This is a genomic window from Streptomyces sp. NPDC028722 (assembly GCF_040637655.1).
GTDB lineage: Bacteria > Actinomycetota > Actinomycetes > Streptomycetales > Streptomycetaceae > Streptomyces.
In genome coordinates, this window is the sequence record NZ_JBEZWU010000005.1 from 241274 (window position 1) to 261689 (window position 20416).

The 20416-nt window shown below is 72.5% G+C and carries 20 protein-coding genes; 9 read left to right on the plus strand and 11 right to left on the minus strand.

Going from position 1 to position 20416, the window contains the following annotated elements; all coding sequences use genetic code 11:
• Nucleotide 1: 1 nt before the first annotated feature.
• From AB0F03_RS10760 to AB0F03_RS10780, 5 genes are all read right to left on the minus strand, one after another.
• Nucleotides 2-595, minus strand: coding sequence for a hypothetical protein (locus tag AB0F03_RS10760; protein WP_361988735.1), 594 nt, complete (start codon nt 593-595; stop codon nt 2-4).
• Nucleotides 596-632: 37 nt separating this feature from the next.
• A complete protein-coding gene (locus tag AB0F03_RS10765) occupies nt 633-2111 on the minus strand; it encodes a gluconate:H+ symporter (protein WP_361988738.1) in 1479 nt (492 codons plus the stop codon).
• A gap of 161 nt (nt 2112-2272) precedes the next feature.
• Nucleotides 2273-2683 (minus strand): RidA family protein, encoded by a 411-nt coding sequence (locus AB0F03_RS10770; RefSeq protein ID WP_361988741.1) that lies wholly within the window; start codon nt 2681-2683, stop codon nt 2273-2275.
• Entirely contained in the window at nt 2680-3444 is a 765-nt protein-coding gene (locus AB0F03_RS10775) for an IclR family transcriptional regulator (protein ID WP_361988744.1), read from the minus strand. The genes AB0F03_RS10770 and AB0F03_RS10775 overlap by 4 nt, the downstream gene beginning before the upstream one ends.
• Complete coding sequence (locus AB0F03_RS10780; protein ID WP_361988747.1) at nt 3441-4439, minus strand: sugar kinase; 999 nt, start codon at nt 4437-4439, stop codon at nt 3441-3443. Before AB0F03_RS10780 ends, AB0F03_RS10775 begins: the two co-directional genes overlap by 4 nt.
• 182 nt (nt 4440-4621) lie before the next feature.
• On the opposite strand from AB0F03_RS10780, the gene AB0F03_RS10785 reads away from it, so the two are divergent.
• Both AB0F03_RS10785 and AB0F03_RS10790 read left to right on the plus strand, forming a co-directional pair.
• A complete protein-coding gene (locus tag AB0F03_RS10785) occupies nt 4622-5917 on the plus strand; it encodes an alanine racemase (protein ID WP_361988750.1) in 1296 nt (431 codons plus the stop codon).
• Nucleotides 5918-5926: 9 nt separating this feature from the next.
• Nucleotides 5927-7537, plus strand: coding sequence for a D-aminoacylase (locus AB0F03_RS10790; protein WP_361988753.1), 1611 nt, complete (start codon nt 5927-5929; stop codon nt 7535-7537).
• A 17-nt stretch (nt 7538-7554) separates the two neighbouring features.
• On the opposite strand, the gene AB0F03_RS10795 is transcribed toward AB0F03_RS10790, so the two are convergent.
• Nucleotides 7555-8454, minus strand: coding sequence for a serine protease (locus tag AB0F03_RS10795; protein ID WP_361988756.1), 900 nt, complete (start codon nt 8452-8454; stop codon nt 7555-7557).
• Nucleotides 8455-8675: 221 nt separating this feature from the next.
• Nucleotides 8676-9386, minus strand: coding sequence for a hypothetical protein (locus AB0F03_RS10800; RefSeq protein ID WP_361988759.1), 711 nt, complete (start codon nt 9384-9386; stop codon nt 8676-8678).
• Nucleotides 9387-9511: 125 nt separating this feature from the next.
• Here AB0F03_RS10800 and AB0F03_RS10805 point away from each other — a divergent pair, with 125 nt between their 5' ends.
• Together AB0F03_RS10805 and AB0F03_RS10810 are read left to right on the plus strand one after the other, a co-directional pair.
• Complete coding sequence (locus AB0F03_RS10805; protein WP_361988762.1) at nt 9512-10723, plus strand: pyridoxal phosphate-dependent aminotransferase; 1212 nt, start codon at nt 9512-9514, stop codon at nt 10721-10723.
• Between the two features lie 137 nt (nt 10724-10860).
• Entirely contained in the window at nt 10861-11280 is a 420-nt protein-coding gene (locus AB0F03_RS10810; protein ID WP_361988765.1) for a hypothetical protein, read from the plus strand.
• Between the two features lie 230 nt (nt 11281-11510).
• On the opposite strand, the gene AB0F03_RS10815 is transcribed toward AB0F03_RS10810, so the two are convergent.
• Complete coding sequence (locus AB0F03_RS10815) at nt 11511-13334, minus strand: phosphoenolpyruvate carboxykinase (GTP) (protein ID WP_361988768.1); 1824 nt, start codon at nt 13332-13334, stop codon at nt 11511-11513.
• A gap of 280 nt (nt 13335-13614) precedes the next feature.
• On the opposite strand from AB0F03_RS10815, the gene AB0F03_RS10820 reads away from it, so the two are divergent.
• The 3 genes from AB0F03_RS10820 to AB0F03_RS10830 are packed head-to-tail and all read left to right on the plus strand — an operon-like array spanning nt 13615 to nt 15784.
• Nucleotides 13615-14328 (plus strand): hemolysin III family protein, encoded by a 714-nt coding sequence (locus AB0F03_RS10820; protein WP_361988770.1) that lies wholly within the window; start codon nt 13615-13617, stop codon nt 14326-14328.
• A 46-nt stretch (nt 14329-14374) separates the two neighbouring features.
• Nucleotides 14375-15019, plus strand: coding sequence for a TetR family transcriptional regulator (locus tag AB0F03_RS10825; protein ID WP_361988773.1), 645 nt, complete (start codon nt 14375-14377; stop codon nt 15017-15019).
• A gap of 33 nt (nt 15020-15052) precedes the next feature.
• On the plus strand, nt 15053-15784 hold the full coding sequence (locus AB0F03_RS10830) for a Mut7-C RNAse domain-containing protein (protein ID WP_361988776.1): 732 nt from the start codon (nt 15053-15055) through the stop codon (nt 15782-15784).
• A 44-nt stretch (nt 15785-15828) separates the two neighbouring features.
• On the opposite strand, the gene AB0F03_RS10835 is transcribed toward AB0F03_RS10830, so the two are convergent.
• The 3 genes from AB0F03_RS10835 to mca form a co-directional block, all read right to left on the minus strand.
• Nucleotides 15829-17862, minus strand: a complete 2034-nt coding sequence (locus AB0F03_RS10835) for a thioredoxin domain-containing protein (protein WP_361988779.1) — start codon at nt 17860-17862, stop codon at nt 15829-15831.
• 198 nt (nt 17863-18060) lie between these two features.
• Nucleotides 18061-18309, minus strand: a complete 249-nt coding sequence (locus AB0F03_RS10840; RefSeq protein ID WP_356818401.1) for a hypothetical protein — start codon at nt 18307-18309, stop codon at nt 18061-18063.
• Nucleotides 18302-19183 carry a mycothiol conjugate amidase Mca gene (mca, locus tag AB0F03_RS10845; RefSeq protein WP_361988783.1) on the minus strand — a complete coding sequence of 294 codons (882 nt, stop codon included), beginning with the start codon at nt 19181-19183 and terminating at the stop codon, nt 18302-18304. Before mca ends, AB0F03_RS10840 begins: the two co-directional genes overlap by 8 nt.
• A gap of 101 nt (nt 19184-19284) precedes the next feature.
• On the opposite strand from mca, the gene AB0F03_RS10850 reads away from it, so the two are divergent.
• Nucleotides 19285-19683 carry a DUF4307 domain-containing protein gene (locus AB0F03_RS10850; protein ID WP_361988786.1) on the plus strand — a complete coding sequence of 133 codons (399 nt, stop codon included), beginning with the start codon at nt 19285-19287 and terminating at the stop codon, nt 19681-19683.
• A gap of 188 nt (nt 19684-19871) precedes the next feature.
• The gene (greA, locus tag AB0F03_RS10855; protein WP_361988789.1) at nt 19872-20369 is read left to right on the plus strand and encodes a transcription elongation factor GreA; all 498 of its coding nucleotides are present in this window, start codon (nt 19872-19874) and stop codon (nt 20367-20369) included.
• Nucleotides 20370-20416: the final 47 nt, after the last annotated feature.

Here is a 20416-nt window from a genome sequence, read left to right on the forward strand (position 1 = left end):
GCTAGGCCTCCTCGAAGTAGGCGTCGAGTACCGCGTCCAGTGCCGACTCCCACTCCGTGAAGCGCGCCCTGGCCGTCGCCTCGATCTCGATCGGGTACCAGCGGCGGTCAGGGGTGTGCACGGTGACCGTGAAGCGCTTGCCGAAGCGGGGCGACTCCGTCTCCACCGCGGCGATCTCGTCCCAGCCGAACTCGCAGTCCTCCTCGTCCAGGCGGAGGCGGACCCCCCGGTGGTCTGCGACGATCCGGGCCCGGCGGTCGGACGCCTCGAACACCGGCCCCTCGGGGGTCTGTTCGCCGTCCGCCGCGTCGGTCGCCGTCCCGACGGCCACCGGATCGTCCGCCACCGGCTCGCCCGCCACCGGCTCGCCCGCCACGGGATCGTCCGACACCGGGTCCTCGGCCTCCGGTTTGCCGGCCGCCGAGTCCTTCGCCGGCGGACCCGCGGGTGACGGGCCCGTGATGCCCGGGATGAAGGCCGGGTCGAAACCGGCGCCCGTCACGGGCTCGGCCTTCACCGGCTTGGCCTTCGACGGCTCGGCGTTCAACGGCTCGCCCTCCGACGGCTTGCTGCTCGCTCCTATGCGCTGCTCCACGGCGGCAGTATGGACGACTTCCCTGTGCCGGAACCAGTCAGACCACGAACACGCTGACCACACCGGCCACCGCGAACCCCGCCAGTGACAGCACCGACTCCAGAACCGTCCATGTCCGCAGGGTGTCGCGTTCGCTGATGCCGAAGTACTTCGCCACCATCCAGAAGCCGCCGTCGTTGACGTGCGAGGCGAAGATCGACCCGGCGGAGATCGCCATGATGACGAGGGCGGTGAAGGCCTGGGAGTGGTGGTCCGCCGCCAGCAGGGGTGCCACGATGCCCGCCGTCGTCACGATGGCCACGGTCGCCGAGCCCTGGGCGACCCGCAGCACGAGCGAGATCAGGTAGGCGAGGGCGATCACCGGCAGTCCCACGCCGTGGAAGGTGTCCGACAGGGCCTGGGCGACCCCGCTGGCCTTCAGTACGGCGCCGAAGACCCCGCCCGCGCCGACCACCAGCAGGATGTTGCCGACGGGCTTCAGGGACGCCGTCGACACCCTCTCCAGGGAGGTGCGGGACCAGCCGCGCCGGATGCCGAGGAGGTAGCAGGCCAGGAGCAGGGCGACGGTCAGGGCGACGAAGGGGTTGCCGGCGAACTCCAGCACCGAGCGGCCGGGGGACGGGTCCAGGGCGATGGAGGAGAAGGTCGCGGCGAGGATGAGCAGCAGGGGCGTGCCGATGATGGCGAGGACCGTGCCGAGCGGTACCGGCCGCTCCTGCGGCGCCACGCCCTGCGCGCGCTGTTCGGCGAGGACGGTCCGCTTCGCCTCCTCCGCGGCGTCGGCCATGTCCTGCGGTACCGCGACGAAGATCCGCTCTCCGATCCAGGCGGCGTACGCCCAGGCGGCCAGGACGGCGGGGAGGCCGCAGACGGCGCCCATGAGGATGATCCAGCCGAGCTGGACGTGCAGCAGTCCGGCGGCGGCGACCGGGCCGGGGTGCGGTGGCAGGAAGGCGTGGGTCATGGACAGGCCGGCGAGGAGCGGCAGGCAGTAGAGCAGGATGGACCGGCCGGAGCGTCTGGCGGCGGCGTAGACGATCGGGGCCAGGACGAAGATGCCGACGTCGAAGAAGACCGGGATGCCGAAGAGCAGGCCGGTCAGGCCCATGGCCAGGGGGGCGCGGCGTTCGCCGAACAGGTTCAGCAGGCGGCCGGCGAGCACTTCCGCGCCGCCGCTGACCTCGAGGATCGCGCCGAGCATCGTGCCGAGGCCGATGATGATCGCGACGTGGCCGAGGATGCCGCCCATGCCGGACTCGATGGTCGAGACGGCGTCGGAGCGCTGGACGGTGCCGAAGAGTTCGGTGACCGAGAGGCCGGCCAGCAGGCCGACGGCTATGGAGACGGCGAGGAGGGCGACGAACGGCTGGAGCCTGACCTTGATGATCAGCAGGAGGAGCAGGGCGATGCCGAGGGCGGCGACCGTGAGCAGGCCGGGGGTGCCGTCGACGAGGAGGAGCAGGCCCCCGGTGTGGGGTGGGGCGGCGGGGGCCGGTGCGGCTGGCTGAGCGGACATGGCGGGGGTCCTCTTCGTAAATGCATGCTGCTTTCGGGCAGGGGGGATCGCGGCACGGCGCCCCGGAGGGTGCCGTGCCGTACGGGACGTGCGGAAGGAGAGGAAGGCGCGGGAGGCGCGGGAGGCGCGGGAGGCGCGGGAGGCGCGGGAGCGCCAGGGGCTCAGCCGAGGACGGCGAGCGCGTCGATCTCGATGAGCAGGCCGGCGGGCAGGCCGACGTAGACCGTGGTGCGGGCGGCGGGCGGCTGGGTGAGGCCCTGCTCCGCGAAGTAGGCGTTGTAGATGTCGTTCATCTCGGCGAAGTGGCCGACGTCGGTGAGGTAGACGCGGATCATCATGACGTCGTCCCAGCCCGCGCCGCCCTCCTGGAGGATCGCCCGTACGTTGGCGAGGGTCTGGAGGGTCTGCTCGCGCAGGGTGGGGCCGGCCGGCGTCGGGGGCCGGCCCTCCTCGGCGGGCAGGAAGCCGACTTGACCGGCGACCTGGAGGATGTTGCCCTTCCTGACGCCGTGCGAGAAGGCGGCGGGCGGGGCGGTGTGGGTCTTCGGGGTGAGCGCGGTCTTCTCGGTCATGCGGGGGTGCCCTTCACTGGCGTTCTTCCGGAGTACTCGCCGCTGATCGCGTCGGCGGTGCGGCGCACCTGCGGGAGCAGGGTGAGGAGTTCGTCGGCGGTGACGACGACGTTGGGCGCGGAGACCGACATGGCCGCGACGACGCGTCCGTCGGCGCCGCGGACCGGTGCGGCCACGCAGTTGATGGACTCCTCGTGGCCGCCGAGGTCGGTGGCCCAGCCCTGTTCGCGTACCTGCTCCAGCTCCCGCAGGAACGCGGCGGCGTTGGGGGTGGAGCGGGAGGTGTACAGGGGGTAGTCGAGCTTGTCCGCGAGGGCGCGGCGCTCGGGTCCGGGGAGGTCGGCGAGGAGCAGCTTGGCCACGGCGGCGACCGTGATGGCGACGGGTTTGCCGATCCGCGAGTACATGCGGACCGGATAGCGGCTCTCGACCTTGTCGATGTAGAGGACCTCGTTCTCCTCGTACACGGCGAGGTGGACGGTGTGTCCGCAGCTCTCGTTCAGGCGCGCGAGGTGGGGGTGGGCGATCTCGCGGATGTCGAGGTTCTCCATCGCTTCCTGGGCCAGGGCGAAGAGGCGGGCGCCCAGGCGGTAGCGCTGGTCGGACTGGCGGTAGACCAGGCCGTGTTCGTGCAGGGTGCGCAGGAGACGCAGTGCCGTGGACTTGTGGACGCCCAGGCGGTCGGCGACCTGCCCGAGGTCTGCGGGGCCCTCGGCGAGCAGCGGCAGGATGCTCAGGGCGCGGTCGACGGTCTGACTCATGGGGTGTTCGCCTCCTCCGGGGCCCGGTCGGCCTGTGTCCAGCCGGGGCCGAGTCGAAGTCTCCCCCATGCGTCGTCGTCCAGGGCGGCGAGGCGGTCGGCGTGGTCGCGGGCGGGGGGTGCGGCGAGGTCGCCGGGGGTGGTGAGGGCGGCGGCGGCCATCAGGTGGCCGTGGCGGAGGCGGTCGCGTACGGGGAGTCCGCGCAGGGTGGCGGAGAGGAAGCCGGCGGCGAAGGCGTCCCCGGCGCCGGTGGGCGCGACGACGCTGGTGCGCGGGGCGGGTTCGAAGGCGGGCCCGCCGTCGAACGCCGTCGCTCCCGCGGCCCCCTGCTTGACGACCAGCACCGCCGGTTCGGGCAGTGCCGCGCGGATCGCCGTGGGTCCCCCGGTGACGCCCCACGCCTGCTCCGCCTCGTCCTCCCCCACGAAGACGAGGTCCGCCCCGCGGGCCAGTTCCAGGAGGGCCGACGGGTCGGTTCCGGGCAGGCCGGGGCGGTGGTTGACGTCGAAGGAGAGCAGGGGGCGGCCGGCGCCGGGGGCCGTCAGCGCGCGCATCAGCGCCAGGCAGTCGCCGGACAGTGCGGCCGTGATGCCCGACAGGTGCAGCACGTGTCCCGCCCGTACGGCCGCCAGGTCCACGTTCCCGGTGCTCATCGCCGAGGCGGCCGAGCCCTCCCGGTAGTAGGCCACCTCGTGGGCGCCCGTCCCGCGGTCGCCGGCGGTGCGGAAGTACACGCCGGTGGGGCGGCCGGTGTCCCGGCGTACGGCGGAGACGTCGACCCCGTAGCCGGCGATCCGCTCCACCAGGTGGTCGCCGAAGCCGTCGGCGCCGACCCGGCCGACCCAGCGTGCCGTGTGCCCGAACGCGGCCAGCGCGCAGGCCACGTTGGACTCGGCGCCGCCGATGGCCCGGTCGAAGGAGGGCACGTCGGCGAGGCGGCCGGGCCGGCTGGGCAGGAAGGTGACCATGGACTCGCCGAGCGTCACCACGTCCACGACGTCCCACGGGTGCGCACCGGCCGAGGCGTAAGCAGCGTCGTCGATGATGGCTCCTGTCGATTGCCGGGTGACGGTTCTCCGTTGACCCGGTGTTCGGCGAGATGCTAGACACCAGTCAGCACCACACGCAATGGTCGTTGCACATAGCGCAATGACACAGGGACCGAGAGAGGGGCCTCATGAGCACCGAAGCGCTCGCCCGCCTGGCCGGGGAACGGCTCGCCGGCCTGGCCGGGGAACGTGTCGACCACCGCTTCAAGGGCCTCCCGCCGGACGCCGACGGCCTGACCGTCGGCGAGCTGACGGCCCAGCGCCGCAACCTGTTCCGGGCGGACGACGGCTTCACCACCCCCGTGCTCGCGCTGTCCGCCGAGCGCCTCGCGCACAACCTGGCACTGATGGAGACGTACACCGCCCGGCACGGCCTGGCCTTCGCCCCGCACGGCAAGACGTCCATGGCCCCGCAGCTCTTCCACCGCCAGCTCGCCCACGGCGCCTGGGGGATCACGCTGGCCGTGCCCCACCAGGTGCGGGTCGCCCGCGCGTTCGGCGTCCGGCGGGTCTTCCTCGCCAACGAGCTGGTGGACGCCTCCGCGCTGCGCTGGATCGCCGCCGAGCTGGCCGCCGACCCGGAGTTCCGGTTCGTCTGCTACGTCGACTCCGTGCGCGGGGTCGAGCTGATGGACGCGGCGCTGCGGGGCACGGCCCGTCCGGTGGACGTGGTGGTGGAGCTGGGCGCGAGCGAGGGCGCCCGGACCGGCGTGCGGACCGGGGCGGAGGCCGCCGCGGTCGCCGACGCGGTGGCGGGCACCGGCACGCTGCGGCTCGTCGGCGTGGCGGGGTACGAGGCCCAGGTGCCGGACGCCTCCCCGGAGCGGGTGCGGCAGTGGCTGGAGCGACTGGTGGGCCTCGCGGTCGAGTTCGACGGGGCCGGGCGCTTCGCCGGGGCGGACACCGTCGTGGTGAGCGCCGGCGGCAGCGAGTGGTTCGACGCGGTCGCCGACGTCTTCGCCGGCATCCCCCGGCTCTCCCTGCCGGTGCTGCGGCTGCTGCGTTCCGGCGCCTACGTCTCGCACGACGACGTGCACTACGACAGGCTGACGCCGTTCAACCGGGTGCCCGAGGAGGGCGCGCTGGAGCCCGCGTTCCGGCTGTGGGCGCAGGTGGTGTCCCGGCCGTCGCCCACGGAGGCGTTCGTCAACGCGGGCAAGCGCGACGCCGCCTACGACCTCGACCTCCCGGTGGCCCACGTGGTACGCCGGGACGGTACGGAGCGACCGGCGGCCGGCATCGAGGTGAGCGCCCTGTCCGACCAGCACCTGTGGCTGCGCACCGCGCCCGGCGCGGACGTGGAGACCGGTGACTGGATCGGCTTCGGGCTGTCGCACCCGTGCACGGTCTTCGACAAGTGGCAGCTGATCCCGGTGGCCGAGGCCGACGGCACGGTCGTCGACTACGTCCGCACGTTCTTCTAGGAGGCCCGCGTGGAGGACCTGGTCATCCGGGACGCCGACGTCGTCGACGGCAGCGGCGCGGACTCCTACCGCGCCGACGTCGTGGTCGACGGCGGCCGGATCGTCTCGATCGTGAAGGAGGCCGCCGCCGCGGGCTGCCAGCGGCCGGGTGCCGTGCGGGAGCTGGACGCCGAGGGCCTGGTCCTCTCCCCCGGCTTCATCGACATGCACGCCCACTCCGACCTGGCCCTGCTGCGCGACCCCGACCACAGCGCCAAGGCCGCGCAGGGGGTCACGCTGGAGGTGATCGGCCAGGACGGGCTGTCGTACGCGCCGGTGGACGACCGCACGCTGGCGGAGGTGCGCCGGGCGATCACCGGCTGGAACGGGTACGGCGACGACATCGACTTCGACTGGCGGTCGGTGGGCGAGTACCTCGACCGGCTGGACCGCGGCATCGCCGTGAACGCGGCCTACCTCGTCCCGCAGGGCACGGTCCGGGCCCTCGTCGTCGGCTGGGAGGACCGCGAGGCCACCCCCGCGGAACTGGACCGGATGCGGCGGCTGGTGGCGGAGGGGCTGGAGCAGGGCGCGGTGGGGCTGTCCTCCGGCCTGACCTACACGCCCGGCATGTACGCCCGGGACGGCGAACTGGCCGAGCTGTGCCGGGTGGTGGCGTCGTACGGCGGCTACTACTGCCCCCACCACCGCTCCTACGGCGCCGGCGCCCTGGCGGCCTACGCCGAGATGGTCGCCCTGACCCGGGAGGCCGGCTGTCCGCTGCACCTGGCCCACGCCACGATGAACTTCGGCGTGAACCGGGGCCGGGCGCCCGAACTGCTGGCCCTGCTCGACCGGGCCCTGGACGAGGGCGCCGACATCACGCTGGACACCTACCCCTACACCCCGGGCTGCACCACCCTGGCCGCGCTGCTGCCGGGCTGGGCGAGCGAGGGCGGCCCGCAGGAGATCCTGGCCCGGCTCGCCGACCCGGCGGCGGCCGAGCGCATCCGGCACGACCTGGAGGTCACCGGCTCCGACGGCTGCCACGGCGTGCCCGTGGAGTGGGAGACGGTCGAGATCTCCGGGGTCACCGACCCGGCGCTGGGCGCTCTCGTGGGCCGTACCGTGCGGCAGGCGGCGGACCTGCGCGGCGAGACGCCCTGGGCCACGGCCCGCGAACTGCTGCTGCGGGACCGGCTGGGGACGACGGTCCTCCAGCACGTGGGCCATGAGGAGAACGTCCGCGCGATCATGCGGCACCGGGCGCACACCGGCGGTTCCGACGGCATCCTGCGGGGCAGCAAGCCGCACCCGCGCGCCTACGGCACCTTCCCGCGCTATCTCGGCCACTACGTGCGGGAGTTGGGCGTGCTGACACTGGAGGAGTGCGTCGCCCGGCTCACCGGGCGGCCGGCGGCCCGGCTGCGGCTGCCGGACCGCGGGCTGGTGCGCGAGGGGTACCGGGCCGATCTGGTGCTGTTCGACCCGGCGACGGTCGCGCCGGGCGCCACCTTCGCCGAGCCGCGCCGACTGCCGGAAGGCATCCCGTACGTCCTGGTCGACGGCCGGTTCGTCATCGAGGACGGCAGGCGGACGGACGTGCTGGCGGGGCGGGCGGTCCGCCGTACTCCGGTGTGACCGCCCGCCGCCGGTGGTTACGGCTTGGGCAGCGTGCAGCCGGACGCGCTCAGGTTGAGCTTGTTGCCGGTGGTGAAGCAGGCCGGGACGTTGTAGATCTCCTCGGCGTAGTTGATGCCCTGACGGACGGTGACGTTGCCGTTGGCGTCCACCTCGCACGGGTTGTTCTCCGTGCAGCGCTGGCCGTCCTCGTTGCCCGTGTTGTTCACGGCGACGACCTTGCCGGTGGTGGTGTCGATGACCGGGGAGCCGGAGGTGCCGCCGATGGTGTCGCAGGCCGAGGTGTAGCGGACCGAATCCTTCCAGGTCCAGTCGCCCTCCTTGAGGCGGTACACGAACCCGTCGATGTTGCAGCTGTAGATGCGCTTCCAGTAGCCGGAGACCACCTTGATGGCGGTGCCGGCGACCGGGTGCGTGTCCTGCACGGTGAGCGGGCTGATGCCGTACGAGCTCCTGATCGCCGCGTACGTGGTGGTGGTGCGGTAGATCGTGACGTCGGTGTCCGTCATGGTCGAGTAGACGACCTGGTTGGCCCGGAGGGTGGCGACCTTGGTGCCGGCGGAGTTCAGCAGCCCGAAGGTACGGCTGGAGGACTGGCCGGTGATGACCTCGCCGGGCGCCGGGAAGCCGGTCTCCAGGCAGTGGCCGTTGGTCAGCACGAGCGCCGGGTCGGTGTCGGCGGAGTTGGGGAAGCGGATGACGGAGCCGGAGCAGTTGCTCAGCGAGACGGTGCCGGCGAAGTTGACGGTGACCGCGGCGGCCTTGGCGGAGTGCGGGGCGACGGTCTTCGCGGCGGGCGCGGCGGCGTGCGGCGCCGTGCTGTGCGGTGCCGCGGCGTGCGGCGCGGCGACCGCCGGTGTCGCGCCCAGCCCGGCTATCGCCAGGGAGGAGAGCGCGGCAAGGAGAGGCTTGTTCATGTGGGGGTCCCCTCTTACGACTTGGGCGACCGGAGGTCCTCCGGCCGCCCACTCGATTGTCATGCGCATTCTCATGGGCCGGAGGGCTCGGGGACAAGGAGCCGCGTCAGGTCATAGGGGTTTCCCTGTGCGCGCGCTCAACTCTCGCACCGGGATCGGTTCTACGGCACCCGTCCTTCCCAACCACGCGTGCAGCCAGGGGCGTTGAGACGCCGGGTGGGTCAGCGCGGCCGCTTCGGCCATCTGTGGCCGTGACCGCGGACGTACGGACTGCCGGAAGCGGACACCGTCGGGCCGGCGGTCGGGGCCGTGGACGTGGGGGCGGCCGAGGCCGTCGCGGGGGCCGTGGCCGTGGCGGACGGGCTGCCGCCCGGCCCGCCCGGGGCGGTGCTCGGGGCCGTACCGCCGGAAGGGCGGGCGGTGGCCGTGCGGGAGGGCGGGGCCACGGCGGAGGCCGTGGCGGTGACCGGCACCGTGGCGGCCGGGGCCGTCGTGGCCGGGGTGGGCGTGTCCGTGCCGCCGCCGTCGGTGGCCGCAGTGCCGCCCGCGACCCGTCCGCCGTCCACCGGACGGGATCCGGCCGGGGTGTGCGCACCGGACAGAGCGGCGATCACCGCGACGGTTCCGGCCACCCCGAGGGCACCGGCGACCACCGCCACCCGGCGGCGGTCACTCCCGCGCCGCCGCGCCCGCCGGCGCCCGGCCCGGCCCGTGCCGGACCCGTCCGGCCCGGGTTCCGCGGGCACCGGGGGCAGCTCGCGCGTGGCGTCGTACGCGTCGTGCCAGCCGTGCGCCGCGGCCGGGTCGGCGTACTCCTCGTAGGCCGGGGTCCGGGCCGGCCGCGGGTGGTAGACGTTCGGCCGGACTTCCGGCGCGCCGCCCGCTCCCCGCGGGCCGTGCGCTCCCGCCTCATGCTGCCGTTCCGTGGACATGTCAGCGGATTCTAGAGACGCAAGTGACTCCTGAGACAGTCAACGGCGATATCCGGGCAAAGCCCTGTGTCTCGCGTGGTGGAAAACACGACCCACGAGGCATTACCGCGCCGTAAGCTCGCGGCATGCAGGTGATCCAGTCGACGAAGCTCGCCAACGTCTGTTACGAGATCCGGGGCCCGGTTCTCGAGGAGGCCATGCGGCTGGAGGCGGCGGGCCACCGCATCCTCAAGCTGAACACCGGCAACCCGGCGGCGTTCGGCTTCGAGTGCCCCCCGGAGATCCTCGAGGACATCCTCCGCAACGTCTCCACGGCGCACGGCTACGGCGACGCCAAGGGCCTGCTCGCCGCCCGCCGCGCGGTCGTCATGCACAACCAGACCATCGGCATCGAGACGGACGTCGAGCACGTCTTCATCGGCAACGGCGTCTCCGAGCTGATCGTGATGGCGATGCAGGGCCTGCTGGACGACGGCGACGAGGTCCTCGTCCCCGCCCCGGACTACCCCCTGTGGACGGCGGCCGTCTCCCTCTCCGGCGGCACGGCCGTGCACTACCGCTGCGACGAGCAGGCGGACTGGATGCCCGACCTCGCCGACATCGAGCGCAAGGTCACCGACCGCACCAAGGCGCTCGTCATCATCAACCCGAACAACCCCACGGGCGCGGTCTACGACGAGGCGATGCTCAAGGGCCTGACCGACATCGCCCGCCGGCACAACCTGCTGGTCTGCTCGGACGAGATCTACGACCGGATCCTCTACGACGGCGCCACGCACACCCCGACCGCGAAGGTCGCCCCCGACCTGCTCACCCTGACCTTCAACGGCATGTCGAAGGCCTACCGGGTGGCGGGCTACCGCGTCGGCTGGATGTCCGTCTCCGGCCCGCGCGCGCACGCCGACTCCTACATCGAGGGTCTGACGATCCTGGCCAACATGCGGCTGTGCGCCAACATGCCGGGCCAGCACGGGGTGGTGGCCGCGCTCGGCGGACGCCAGACGATCAACGACCTGGTGCTGCCGGGCGGGCGGCTGAAGGAGCAGATGGACACCGCCTACGAGCTGCTGACGCAGATCCCGGGCGTGAGCTGCGTACGGCCCAGGGGCGCGCTGTATCTGTTCCCGCGCCTGGACCCGAAGGTCTTCAAGGTCAGGGACGACCGGCAGCTGGTCCTGGACCTGCTGCGGCAGGAGAAGATCATGGTCGTGCAGGGCTCGGGCTTCAACTGGCCCGAACCGGACCACTTCCGGGTCGTGACCCTGCCGACGGTCGCCGACCTGCGGGACGCCGTGACCAGGATCGGCACCTTCCTGGACGGGTACGGCCAGCCGTAGGGCCTCTCGTTGGGACCGTGCCGGGCCGCCGTGGGCGGACGGAGGGGCAGCGGAGGACCGCGTTCCGTGACCCGACTCAACTTTAGACGAAATCCAAGCTAGGATGGTTTCCTGTCAGAGCACAGGAGGCCATCCCCATGTACGAACCGATCCGCTCCAAGTCGGTCCACACCACGATGGCCGGCACCGCCTCCGGCTTCCCGCACCGCTCGCGCGAGGAGGAGCTGGACATCCAGCTCGCCGGTCACCTCTCGGCGCTGCTCGCCGTCACCGACGAACTGCGCGCACTGGCCCCGTCCGAGGACCTGGACACGGCCGCGGAACGCCTCGCGGCGCAGGTGACCCGGCTGCGGGGAGGACGTACGACCCTGCGGGCGGCGCCGGCCGCGGCGGGCGACCCGCACGCGCTGCACCGGCACGCCCACACGCTCGCCGGGCGCGCGCTCCTCGTCGCCGCCTCGCGCGCGGACACGGCCGCGGCGATCCTCACGGCGGAGCGGATGGACGCGCACGGCGCCGTGCTGTCGGAGCCGAAGGAACTCAGCACCGCCCGCTGAGCCCCTGCCCGGCTCCCCCCGATCGGCCCCGGTCCGCGTGCACCCGCAGCGACGCGCGGACCGGGCGCCACACACCACGCGCGTTCCCGGCCGCCGGAAAAGGCCGTACGGACGGCGGAGGGGCCCCGCACGCCGTTGTGCGGGGCCCCTGCCGGTCAGGTGGGTCCCACGGCCGGCCGTGACGATCGCTGGTCAGGGCACGCGACCGGCCGTGGAGTCGTCGGGGGCGGTCAGCCCAGGCGCTCCACCAGCGCGCGGTACTGGTCCCACAGCTCCTTCGGCGTGTGGTCGCCGAAGGTCTCGAGGTGACCGGGGACCAGGGCGGCCTCCTCGCGCCACACGTCCTTGTCGACGGTGAGCAGGAAGTCCAGGTCGGACTCGGACAGGTCGAGGCCCTCGGTGTCCAGGGCGCCCCGGGCCGGCAGGACGCCGATCGGCGTCTCGACGCCCTCGGCCGTGCCCTCCAGGCGCTCCACGATCCACTTCAGGACCCGGGAGTTCTCGCCGAAGCCGGGCCAGACGAACGCGCCCTCGTCGTTCTTGCGGAACCAGTTGACGTAGTAGATCTTCGGCAGCCTGGACTGGTCCTTGTCCTTGGCCACGTCGACCCAGTGGGCCATGTAGTCGCCCATGTTGTAGCCGCAGAACGGCAGCATCGCGAACGGGTCACGGCGCAGCTCGCCGACCTTGCCCTCGGCCGCCGCGGTCTTCTCCGAGGCCACGTTGGCGCCGAGGAACACGCCGTGGTTCCAGTCGAAGGACTCCGTCACCAGCGGCACCGCGCTGGCGCGCCGGCCGCCGAAGAGGATCGCCGAGATCGGCACGCCCTTGGGGTCCTCCCACTCGGGCGCGATGATCGGGCACTGCGAGGCCGGCACGGTGAAGCGGGCGTTGGGGTGGGCGGCCGGGGTGCCGGAGGCCGGCGTCCAGTCGTTGCCCTTCCAGTCGGTCAGGTGGGCCGGGGGCTCCTCGGTCATGCCCTCCCACCACACGTCGCCGTCGTCGGTGAGCGCGACGTTGGTGAAGACGGCGTTGCCCCACAGGGTCTTCATCGCGTTGGCGTTGGTGTGCTCACCGGTGCCGGGCGCGACGCCGAAGAAGCCGGCCTCGGGGTTGATCGCGTAGAGGCGGCCGTCCTCGCCGAACCGCATCCAGGCGATGTCGTCGCCGATCGTCTCCACGGTCCAGCCGGAGATCGTGGGCTCCAGCATGGCGAGGTTGGTCTTGCCGCAGGCGCTCGGGAAGGCGGCGGCGACGTACTTGGACTCGCCCCGCGGCGGGGTGAGCTTGAGGATCAGCATGTGCTCGGCCAGCCAGCCCTCGTCGCGGGCCATGACGGAGGCGATGCGCAGGGCGTAGCACTTCTTGCCGAGCAGGGCGTTGCCGCCGTAGCCGGAGCCGTAGGACCAGATCTCGCGCGACTCGGGGAAGTGCGAGATGTACTTGGTGGAGTTGCACGGCCACGGCACGTCCTCTTGGCCCTCGGCCAGGGGCGCGCCGAGGGTGTGGACGGCGCGCACGAAGAAGCCTTCCTCGCCCAGCTCGTCCAGGACGGCCCGGCCCATGCGGGTCATCGTGCGCATGGAGACGGCGACGTAGGCGGAGTCGGTGATCTCCACGCCGATCGCGGACAGCGGGGAGCCGAGGGGGCCCATGCAGAAGGGCACGACGTACATGGTGCGGCCGCGCATGGAGCCGCGGAACAGGCCCTGCTCGCCGGCGAAGATCTCCCGCATCTCGGCGGGGGCCTTCCAGTGGTTGGTCGGGCCCGCGTCCTCCTCCTTCTCGGAGCAGATGAAGGTGCGGTCCTCGACGCGCGCGACGTCGGTCGGGTCGGAGGCGGCGTAGTAGGAGTGGGGGCGCTTGACCGGGTCCAGCCTCCGGAACGTGCCCTTGGCGACCAGTTCCTCGCTCAGCCGCTCGTACTCGGCCTCGGAGCCGTCACACCAGACCACGCTGTCCGGCTGCGTCAGTTCGGCGATCTCGTTGACCCACGAGATCAGTTCCTGGTGATGGGTGGGGACGTCGGTGGGAGCCGCGATGTCGCGCGCCACGATTGCTCCTAAATGAGGGATTTTTGGGTTGTTCGCCCCGTGGGGGCCGCGACCCGGATGCTTCGTAGCCCGCTCATCCGGTGCCGACCGCACTCATTTGATCATCCGAGTCTAGTGCCCATCTGTCCAGAGGGCATCACAGGTGAGCAGCGTGAGGAATCCCACGGTTTCCGGGGTTCTTTGCGTCCACGTTGGGTTCAACTGAAGGACTTTTTGCCACGGCGCCTTAGAAGGGCGGCACTGATGGGCGATTTCCGGCGGCCTGGGTACCATGCGGTCCATGACTGCGTCCGTCCCCGACACGCCTACGGACACGCCGGCCGCCGGCCGCGGTCCCGTCGAGATCTCCCTGCCGCACCCCGTCAAGCCCCGGCTGCGCGGCTGGCTGCACCTGGGCATGTTCCCGGCCGTACTCATCGCGGGACTCGTGCTCACCGCCGGCGCCCACTCCGCCAGAGGCCGCGTCGCGTGCGGGATCTACGTCCTCACGGCCTGCCTGCTCTTCGGCGTCAGCGCGCTGTACCACCGGGGCGACTGGAACCCCCGGATGGACCGGATCCTGCGCCGCCTGGACCACGCCAACATCTTCCTGATCATCGCGGGCACCTACACCCCGCTGACCCTGCTGCTCCTGCCCGGCTCCAAGGGCCGGTGGCTGCTGTGGGGGATCTGGGGCGCCGCCGCCGCCGGCATCGCCTTCCGCGTCTTCTGGGTCGGCGCCCCGCGCTGGCTCTACACGCCCTGCTACATCGCGATGGGCTGGGCGGCCGTCTTCTTCCTGCCCGACTTCGCCCGCACCGGCGGCATCGCCGTCCTGGTCCTGGTCGTCGTCGGCGGGCTGCTCTACAGCGCCGGCGGAGTCGTGTACGGCATCAAGCGGCCGAACCCGTCACCGCGCTGGTTCGGCTTCCACGAGGTCTTCCACTCCCTGACCCTCGCCGCGTTCGTCGTGCACTACGTCGGCATCTCGCTGGTGGCCTACCGGCACGCCTGACCCCGCCCGCCCCGGCCGTGGCCGCCGCCACGGCGGATGGCCGACAATGACCGGCATGACGGCCGCACCCCCGCCCACCGCCTCCGCCCCCGACGGGCGCCGCCCCGGCCTGCGCGAACGCAAGAAGACCAAGACCCGGGAGGCGATCCGCGCGGCCACGTACGCGCTGATCGAGGAGCGGGGCTGGGAGGCCACGACGATCGACCGGATCGCCGCCCGGGCCGAGGTGTCGCCGTCGACCGTCCTCAGGTACTTCCCGGCCAAGGAGGACATCGTCGTCACCGACGAGTGCGGCGCGCTGCTCCTGGCCGAGATCCGGCGGCGGCCCCCGGAGGAACCGTGGCCGGACACCGTCCGCCACGTCCTGCGGCAGGCCGTCCGGCGGGGCGTCGAGGAGGACGCCCGCATCTCCAGGCTGCGGACCCGGCTGATGGTCCAGGTCCCCTCGGTGCGCGCCCGCATGAGGGAGCGGATGTCGGTCACCGGCCGCACGCTCCGCCAGGCCATCGGCGAGCGCACCGGCCTCGACCCGGACGGCCTGGAGGTGCGGGTCCACGCCGAGTCCCTGGCCGGCGGCCTGATGGAGACCTCCCTGTACTGGGCGGAGAAGGACCACCGGGACGACCTCGCGTCCCTGGTCGACCGCGCCCTGGACGTCCTGGCGCACGGCCCGGCCGGGAAGAACCCCTGAGGCGCACAGGGCGGCCCGTGCGATCCTGACGGCGTGAACGGACCCGAGATCCACGTCGAAGTCGCCCCCGGACTCCAGCTGTTCGTACCGCCCGGCCGGCGCGCCGGCGCCACGGCCGTGACCACGGACGGCGTCTCGACCCTCGGCCACGTCGTGGAGTCCCTCGGGGTGCCGCTGACCGAGGTCGGCGCGTTGGTCGTGGACGGCCGGGAGGTCGCCGTGTCCCACGTCCCGGCGGCGGGCGAGACCGTGCGGGTCCGGGAGGTGAGCCGCCCCCAGCGGGTTCCCGGCGCACCCCTCCGCTTCCTCCTCGACGTCCATCTCGGCACCCTGGCCCGCCGGCTGCGGCTGCTCGGCGTCGACACGGCGTACGAGTCGACGGACATCGGCGACCCGGCGCTCGCCGCCCGCTCGGCGGCCGAGAAGCGGGTCCTGCTGAGCCGCGACCGGGGCCTGCTGCGCCGCCGGGAACTGTGGGCCGGCGCCTTCGTCTACAGCACCCGGCCGGACGACCAGCTGCACGACGTCCTGGACCGCTTCGCCCCCGACCTGACCCCGTGGACCCGCTGCACTGCCTGCAACGGCCTGCTGCGGGAGGCCACCCGGGAGGAGGTCGCCGACCAGCTCAAGGGCGGCACCCAGCGGTCGTACGACGTCTTCGCCCGGTGCACGGCCTGCGGGCGGGCCTACTGGAAGGGCGCCCACCACGAACAGCTGGAGGCGGTCGTGGAGCGGGCGCTGAGCATGCGTGCCCAGGGCGGCTGAGCACGCCGGCCGGTGCCTCGCCTTCCGTAGGGCGCACGGCCGGTTCAGGGGGTGGTCAGCCGGGCCTCCAGGGCCGCCGGGTCCGTCACCGGGAGGTCGCAGACGAAGCCTCGGCAGACGTAGGCGGTGGGCGCGCCGTCGATGAGGACGCGGTCGGCGAGGAGCGGGAACTCGTCGCCGTCCGGGACGCCACGGGCGACCACGGCACCCGGAGCGGGCGCCAGCAGCGCCGTGCGGTGCAGGGCGGTCGTGCGCTCGTCGTCCCGGGTCGGTCCGACGACGGCCACCTCGCGCGGCCCGTCGAGCAGCGCCTCGGCGACGGCGAGCCCCCACCCGATGAACCGGGGCACCCGCGGCCCGAGCGTCTTCACGACCCCCAACGCCCGTTCGGCGCCGGTCCGGTGGGCCTCGGAGCCGGTGTGGGCGGCGTACCCCAGCAGCGCGCCGGCCGCGGCGGTCCAGCCGGAGGGGGTGGCGTTGTCGGTGGGGTCCTGGGGCCGGCGGATGAGCTGTTCGGCGTCGGCGGCGGTGTCGAACAGGGCACCGGTCTCCGGGTCGGTGAACCGGGTCAGCACCTGGTCGAGGAGGAGCCCGGCGAAGTCCAGCCAGACGCCCTCGCCGGTGACGGAGGCGAGCGCGAGGAAGCCCTCGGCGACGTCGGCGTAGTCCTCCAGCACGCCCGCGTTCGGGCCGACGCGGCCGTCCTTGCTGGTGCGGGCGAGCCGGGCGTGCTCGTCCAGGTGGACGCGGACGAGCAGGTCGGCGGCGCCGAGGGCGGCCTCGGTGAGGTCGGGCCGGTCGAAGTAGGCGCCGGTCTCGGCGAGGGCGGCGACGGCGAGCCCGTTCCAGGCGGCGACGACCTTGTCGTCCCGGCCGGGGGCGGGCCGCAGCGCGCGCTCGGCGAGCAGCCGGCTCCGCACCGACGCGATCCGCCCGGCGTCGGCGACGGCCTCCGTCCGCGGGAGCTGGAGCACGGACTGGCCGTGCTCGAACGTGCCCTCCTCGGTCACGCCGAAGTACGTCACGGCGAGGTCGGCGTCCTCGTCACCGAGCACCCGGCGCAGCTGCTCGGGCCGCCAGACGTAGTACGCGCCCTCCACGTGCCGCCCGGTGCCGTCGTCGCTGTCGGCGTCGAGTGCGGAGGCGAACCCGCCCTCGCTCGTGCGCAGCTCGCGGACCATGAAGTCGGCGGTCTCCAGCGCGACCCGCCGGGCCAGGTCCGACCCGGTGACCCGCCACAGGTGGGCGTAGACCCGGCAGAGCAGGGCGTTGTCGTACAGCATCTTCTCGAAGTGCGGCACGACCCAGTCGCGGTCGACGGAGTAGCGGGCGAAGCCGCCGCCGAGCTGGTCGTAGATGCCGCCGCGCGCCATCCGCTCGCACGTGTCCCGCGCCATCTGGAGGGCACCCTCGGCGCCGGTCCGCGCGTGGTGGCGGAGCAGGAACTCCAGCACCATGGACGGCGGGAACTTGGGCGCGCCGCCGAATCCGCCGCGCTGCGGGTCGTACTCGCGGGTGAGCCCGAGGAGGGCCTGCGCCTGCTCCTGCTCGCCGGGCGCGCGGTCGCCCTGGTGGCTGATCTCCCGCTGGGCGAGGTCGCGGACGATCTTCCCGGCGACATCGGTGACCTCGTCGTGGCGGGTGGTCCAGGCCTGCTGGACGCCCTCCAGGACCTGCCGGAAGGAGGGCATTCCGTGCCGGGGGGCGGGCGGGAAGTAGGTGCCGAAGTAGAAGGGCTCGGCGTCCGGGGTGAGGAACACGGTCATGGGCCAGCCGCCCTGCCCGGTGGCCGCCTGGACGGCCTCCATGTAGACGGCGTCCACGTCGGGGCGTTCCTCGCGGTCGACCTTGACGCTGACGAAGTGCTCGTTGAGGTAGTCGGCGGTGGCCCGGTCCTCGAAGGACTCGTGGGCCATGACGTGACACCAGTGGCAGCTGGAGTACCCGACGCTCAGCAGGACGGGTTTGCCGGCCTTGCGGGCGGCGTCGAAGGCCTCGGCCGACCAGGGCCACCAGTCGACGGGGTTGTCGGCGTGCTGGAGCAGATACGGAGACGTCTCATGGGCCAGTCGGTTCACCGTTCCACTCTGCCACGGCCCCCGGCGGCGCGGAGAGACGCGGAAGCACCGGGCGTGCCCCGCCCGTACCGGACCACGGGGGCGGCCCCCACCCCGCCGGGGCGGCACCGGCCGCGGTCCGGGGGGCGCGCATGCCGCCGGGCCGCCACACCCCGCGCGGTGCGGGGGTGACGGAGCCGGCGGGGCGGTGGCCCCGGGTCAGCCCTGCGGGGCCGGGGAGTCGGCCTGCTGTCCGGCCTTGTCCGCGCCGGCGTCCGGGGACTCCTGGAAGTCGACCTTCCGCATGTGCTTGCTCATCGACTTCATCAGACCCCACACGGCCAGGGCCATCACCGCGAAGACGATGAAGCCGAGGACACCGGGGGTGACCTTGTTCTCGTCCACCTCCTTGGCGAGGGGGACGAGGTGCGTCACTGCCAGGCTCACGCTTGCGCTCATGTCAGGCATTGTCCCGGACGCCCGCGAAGAGGTCGTCCTCGGGGAGGGAAGTGTCGACGAGGGACTTCGCCAGCTCGTACTCCTCGGTCGGCCAGACCTCCTTCTGGAGGTCCAGCGGCACCTTGAACCAGCCGCCGTCCGGGTCGATCTGCGTGGCGTGGGCGATCAGCGCCTTGTCCCGGATCTCGAAGAAGTCCCCGCACGGCACGTGGGTGGTCAGCGTGCGCTCGGTGCGCACCGTCTCGTTCCACCGCTTCAGCCAGTCCCCGTACGGCGACTCCAGGCCGCGGTCGAGCATCGCCCGGTGCAGCGCCTCGGTGCGGGGGCGGTTGAAGCCCTGGTTGTAGTAGAGCTTCAGCGGCTGGTAGGCGGGGCCGAACTCGGCCTCGGGGTACTTCTCGGGGTCCGCCGCGCCCTCGAACGCCACCATCGAGATCTTGTGGGTCATGATGTGGTCGGGGTGCGGGTAACCGCCGTTCTCGTCGTAGGTGGTGATCACCTGCGGGCGGAAGGAGCGGATGCTGCGCACCAGTTCCCCGGCGGCCTTGTCGACGTCCTCCAGGGCGAAGCAGCCGTCGGGCAGCGGCGGCAGCGGGTCGCCCTCGGGCAGGCCGGAGTCGACGAAGCCGAGCCACTCCTGCCGGACGCCCAGGATCTCGCGGGCCTCGTCCATCTCCTTGCGGCGGACCTCGTGGATGTTCTCCTCGATGTACCGGTCACCCTGGAGCTTGGGATTGAGGATGGACCCGCGCTCCCCGCCGGTGCAGGTCACCACCAGCACGTCCACCCCCTCGGACACGTACTTCGCCATGGTGGCCGCGCCCTTGCTCGACTCGTCGTCGGGGTGCGCGTGAACGGCCATCAGTCGCAGCTGGTCAGTCAAGACTCAATCCTCGGTCAGTCGGCGCCCCGTGTCTTCGGCGCGATCGGCGGCTTCTATAGTGACGGAATCGGGGGGCGTTTAATTCCGCGGAGAGGACGATCATGAGTACGGCGAGCGCGCGGCTGCCCGAGGGCCGCTACGGCCGTTCCTCGGACGAGCGTGCCGACCGCAAGCTCAAGGTCGCCGCGACCGTGCTGGGCGCGGCCCTGCTCGCCCTGGTCGGCTACTTCGCCTACCACTACGTCGCGCAGAACGAGATCAGCGGCCAGGTGATCACCTTCCAGGCGTCCGACGAGGCGGTGCGGGTGCATCTGGAGGTGCACAAGGACGCCGGCGCCTCGGGCTACTGCACCGTGCGGTCCCAGTCGGCCGACGGCGCCGAGGTCGGCCGGGCCGACTTCCGCTTCTCCGGGTCCGCCACCCGGATCGACAAGGTCGTCACGCTGCGTACGACGGCCCGCGGGACGACGGCCGAGCTGCTGGGCTGCCACACCGGCTGAGGACGGGCGGGCACTTCCCCGATCACCCGAATGCGTAGACCCTGACCTGGGCCGATGCGATTCTGATGGCTTATGTCCTCCCCCTTTCGCCCGTGAATTGTTAGGCTCGTGGTTTCGCCCATCCAAGAGGGAACATTCTTCTGGGTAGGGCGATGCTTTGTATTCCCAGTACCGACGAGGAGCACCCTGTGACCCAGACCAGCGAGAACGTCACCTGGCTGACCCAGGAGGCGTACAACAAGCTCAGGGACGAGCTTGAGTACCTTACTGGTCCTGCGCGCACGGACATCGCCGCCAAGATCGCGGCCGCGCGCGAGGAGGGCGACCTGCGCGAGAACGGCGGGTACCACGCCGCCAAGGAGGAGCAGGGCAAGCAGGAACTGCGGGTGCGCCAGCTGACCCAGCTCCTGGAGAACGCCAAGGTCGGCGAGGCGCCGGCCGCGGACGGCGTGGTCGCGCCGGGCATGGTCGTCACGATCGCCTTCGACGGTGACGAGGACGACACGCTGACGTTCCTGCTCGCCTCCCGCGAGTACGCCAGCTCGGACATCGAGACGTACTCCCCGCAGTCCCCGCTCGGTTCCGGCGTCACCGGCCACTCGGTCGGCGAGGACGCGGAGTACGAGCTGCCGAACGGCAAGAAGGCCTCGGTGCGCATCCTGAAGGCCGTGCCGTACACGGGCTGATCCCGGCCCCCGGCCCGTCGAGCCCCCGGCGGGAGCGCCGGGGGCTT

Bases quoted from the DNA above. Each gene is read 5' to 3' on its own strand.
- AB0F03_RS10805 (WP_361988762.1), top strand. From the start codon at position 9,512: ATGCAGGTGATCCAGTCGACGAAGCTCGCCAACGTCTGTTACGAGATC.
- AB0F03_RS10810 (WP_361988765.1), top strand. From the start codon at position 10,861: ATGTACGAACCGATCCGCTCCAAGTCGGTCCACACCACGATGGCCGGC.
- AB0F03_RS10850 (WP_361988786.1), top strand. From the start codon at position 19,285: ATGAGTACGGCGAGCGCGCGGCTGCCCGAGGGCCGCTACGGCCGTTCC.
- AB0F03_RS10765 (WP_361988738.1), bottom strand. From the start codon at position 2,111: ATGTCCGCTCAGCCAGCCGCACCGGCCCCCGCCGCCCCACCCCACACC.
- AB0F03_RS10840 (WP_356818401.1), bottom strand. From the start codon at position 18,309: ATGCCTGACATGAGCGCAAGCGTGAGCCTGGCAGTGACGCACCTCGTC.
- AB0F03_RS10825 (WP_361988773.1), top strand. From the start codon at position 14,375: ATGACCGGCATGACGGCCGCACCCCCGCCCACCGCCTCCGCCCCCGAC.
- AB0F03_RS10800 (WP_361988759.1), bottom strand. From the start codon at position 9,386: ATGTCCACGGAACGGCAGCATGAGGCGGGAGCGCACGGCCCGCGGGGA.
- AB0F03_RS10820 (WP_361988770.1), top strand. From the start codon at position 13,615: ATGACTGCGTCCGTCCCCGACACGCCTACGGACACGCCGGCCGCCGGC.
- AB0F03_RS10770 (WP_361988741.1), bottom strand. From the start codon at position 2,683: ATGACCGAGAAGACCGCGCTCACCCCGAAGACCCACACCGCCCCGCCC.
- AB0F03_RS10775 (WP_361988744.1), bottom strand. From the start codon at position 3,444: ATGAGTCAGACCGTCGACCGCGCCCTGAGCATCCTGCCGCTGCTCGCC.
- AB0F03_RS10795 (WP_361988756.1), bottom strand. From the start codon at position 8,454: ATGAACAAGCCTCTCCTTGCCGCGCTCTCCTCCCTGGCGATAGCCGGG.
- AB0F03_RS10785 (WP_361988750.1), top strand. From the start codon at position 4,622: ATGAGCACCGAAGCGCTCGCCCGCCTGGCCGGGGAACGGCTCGCCGGC.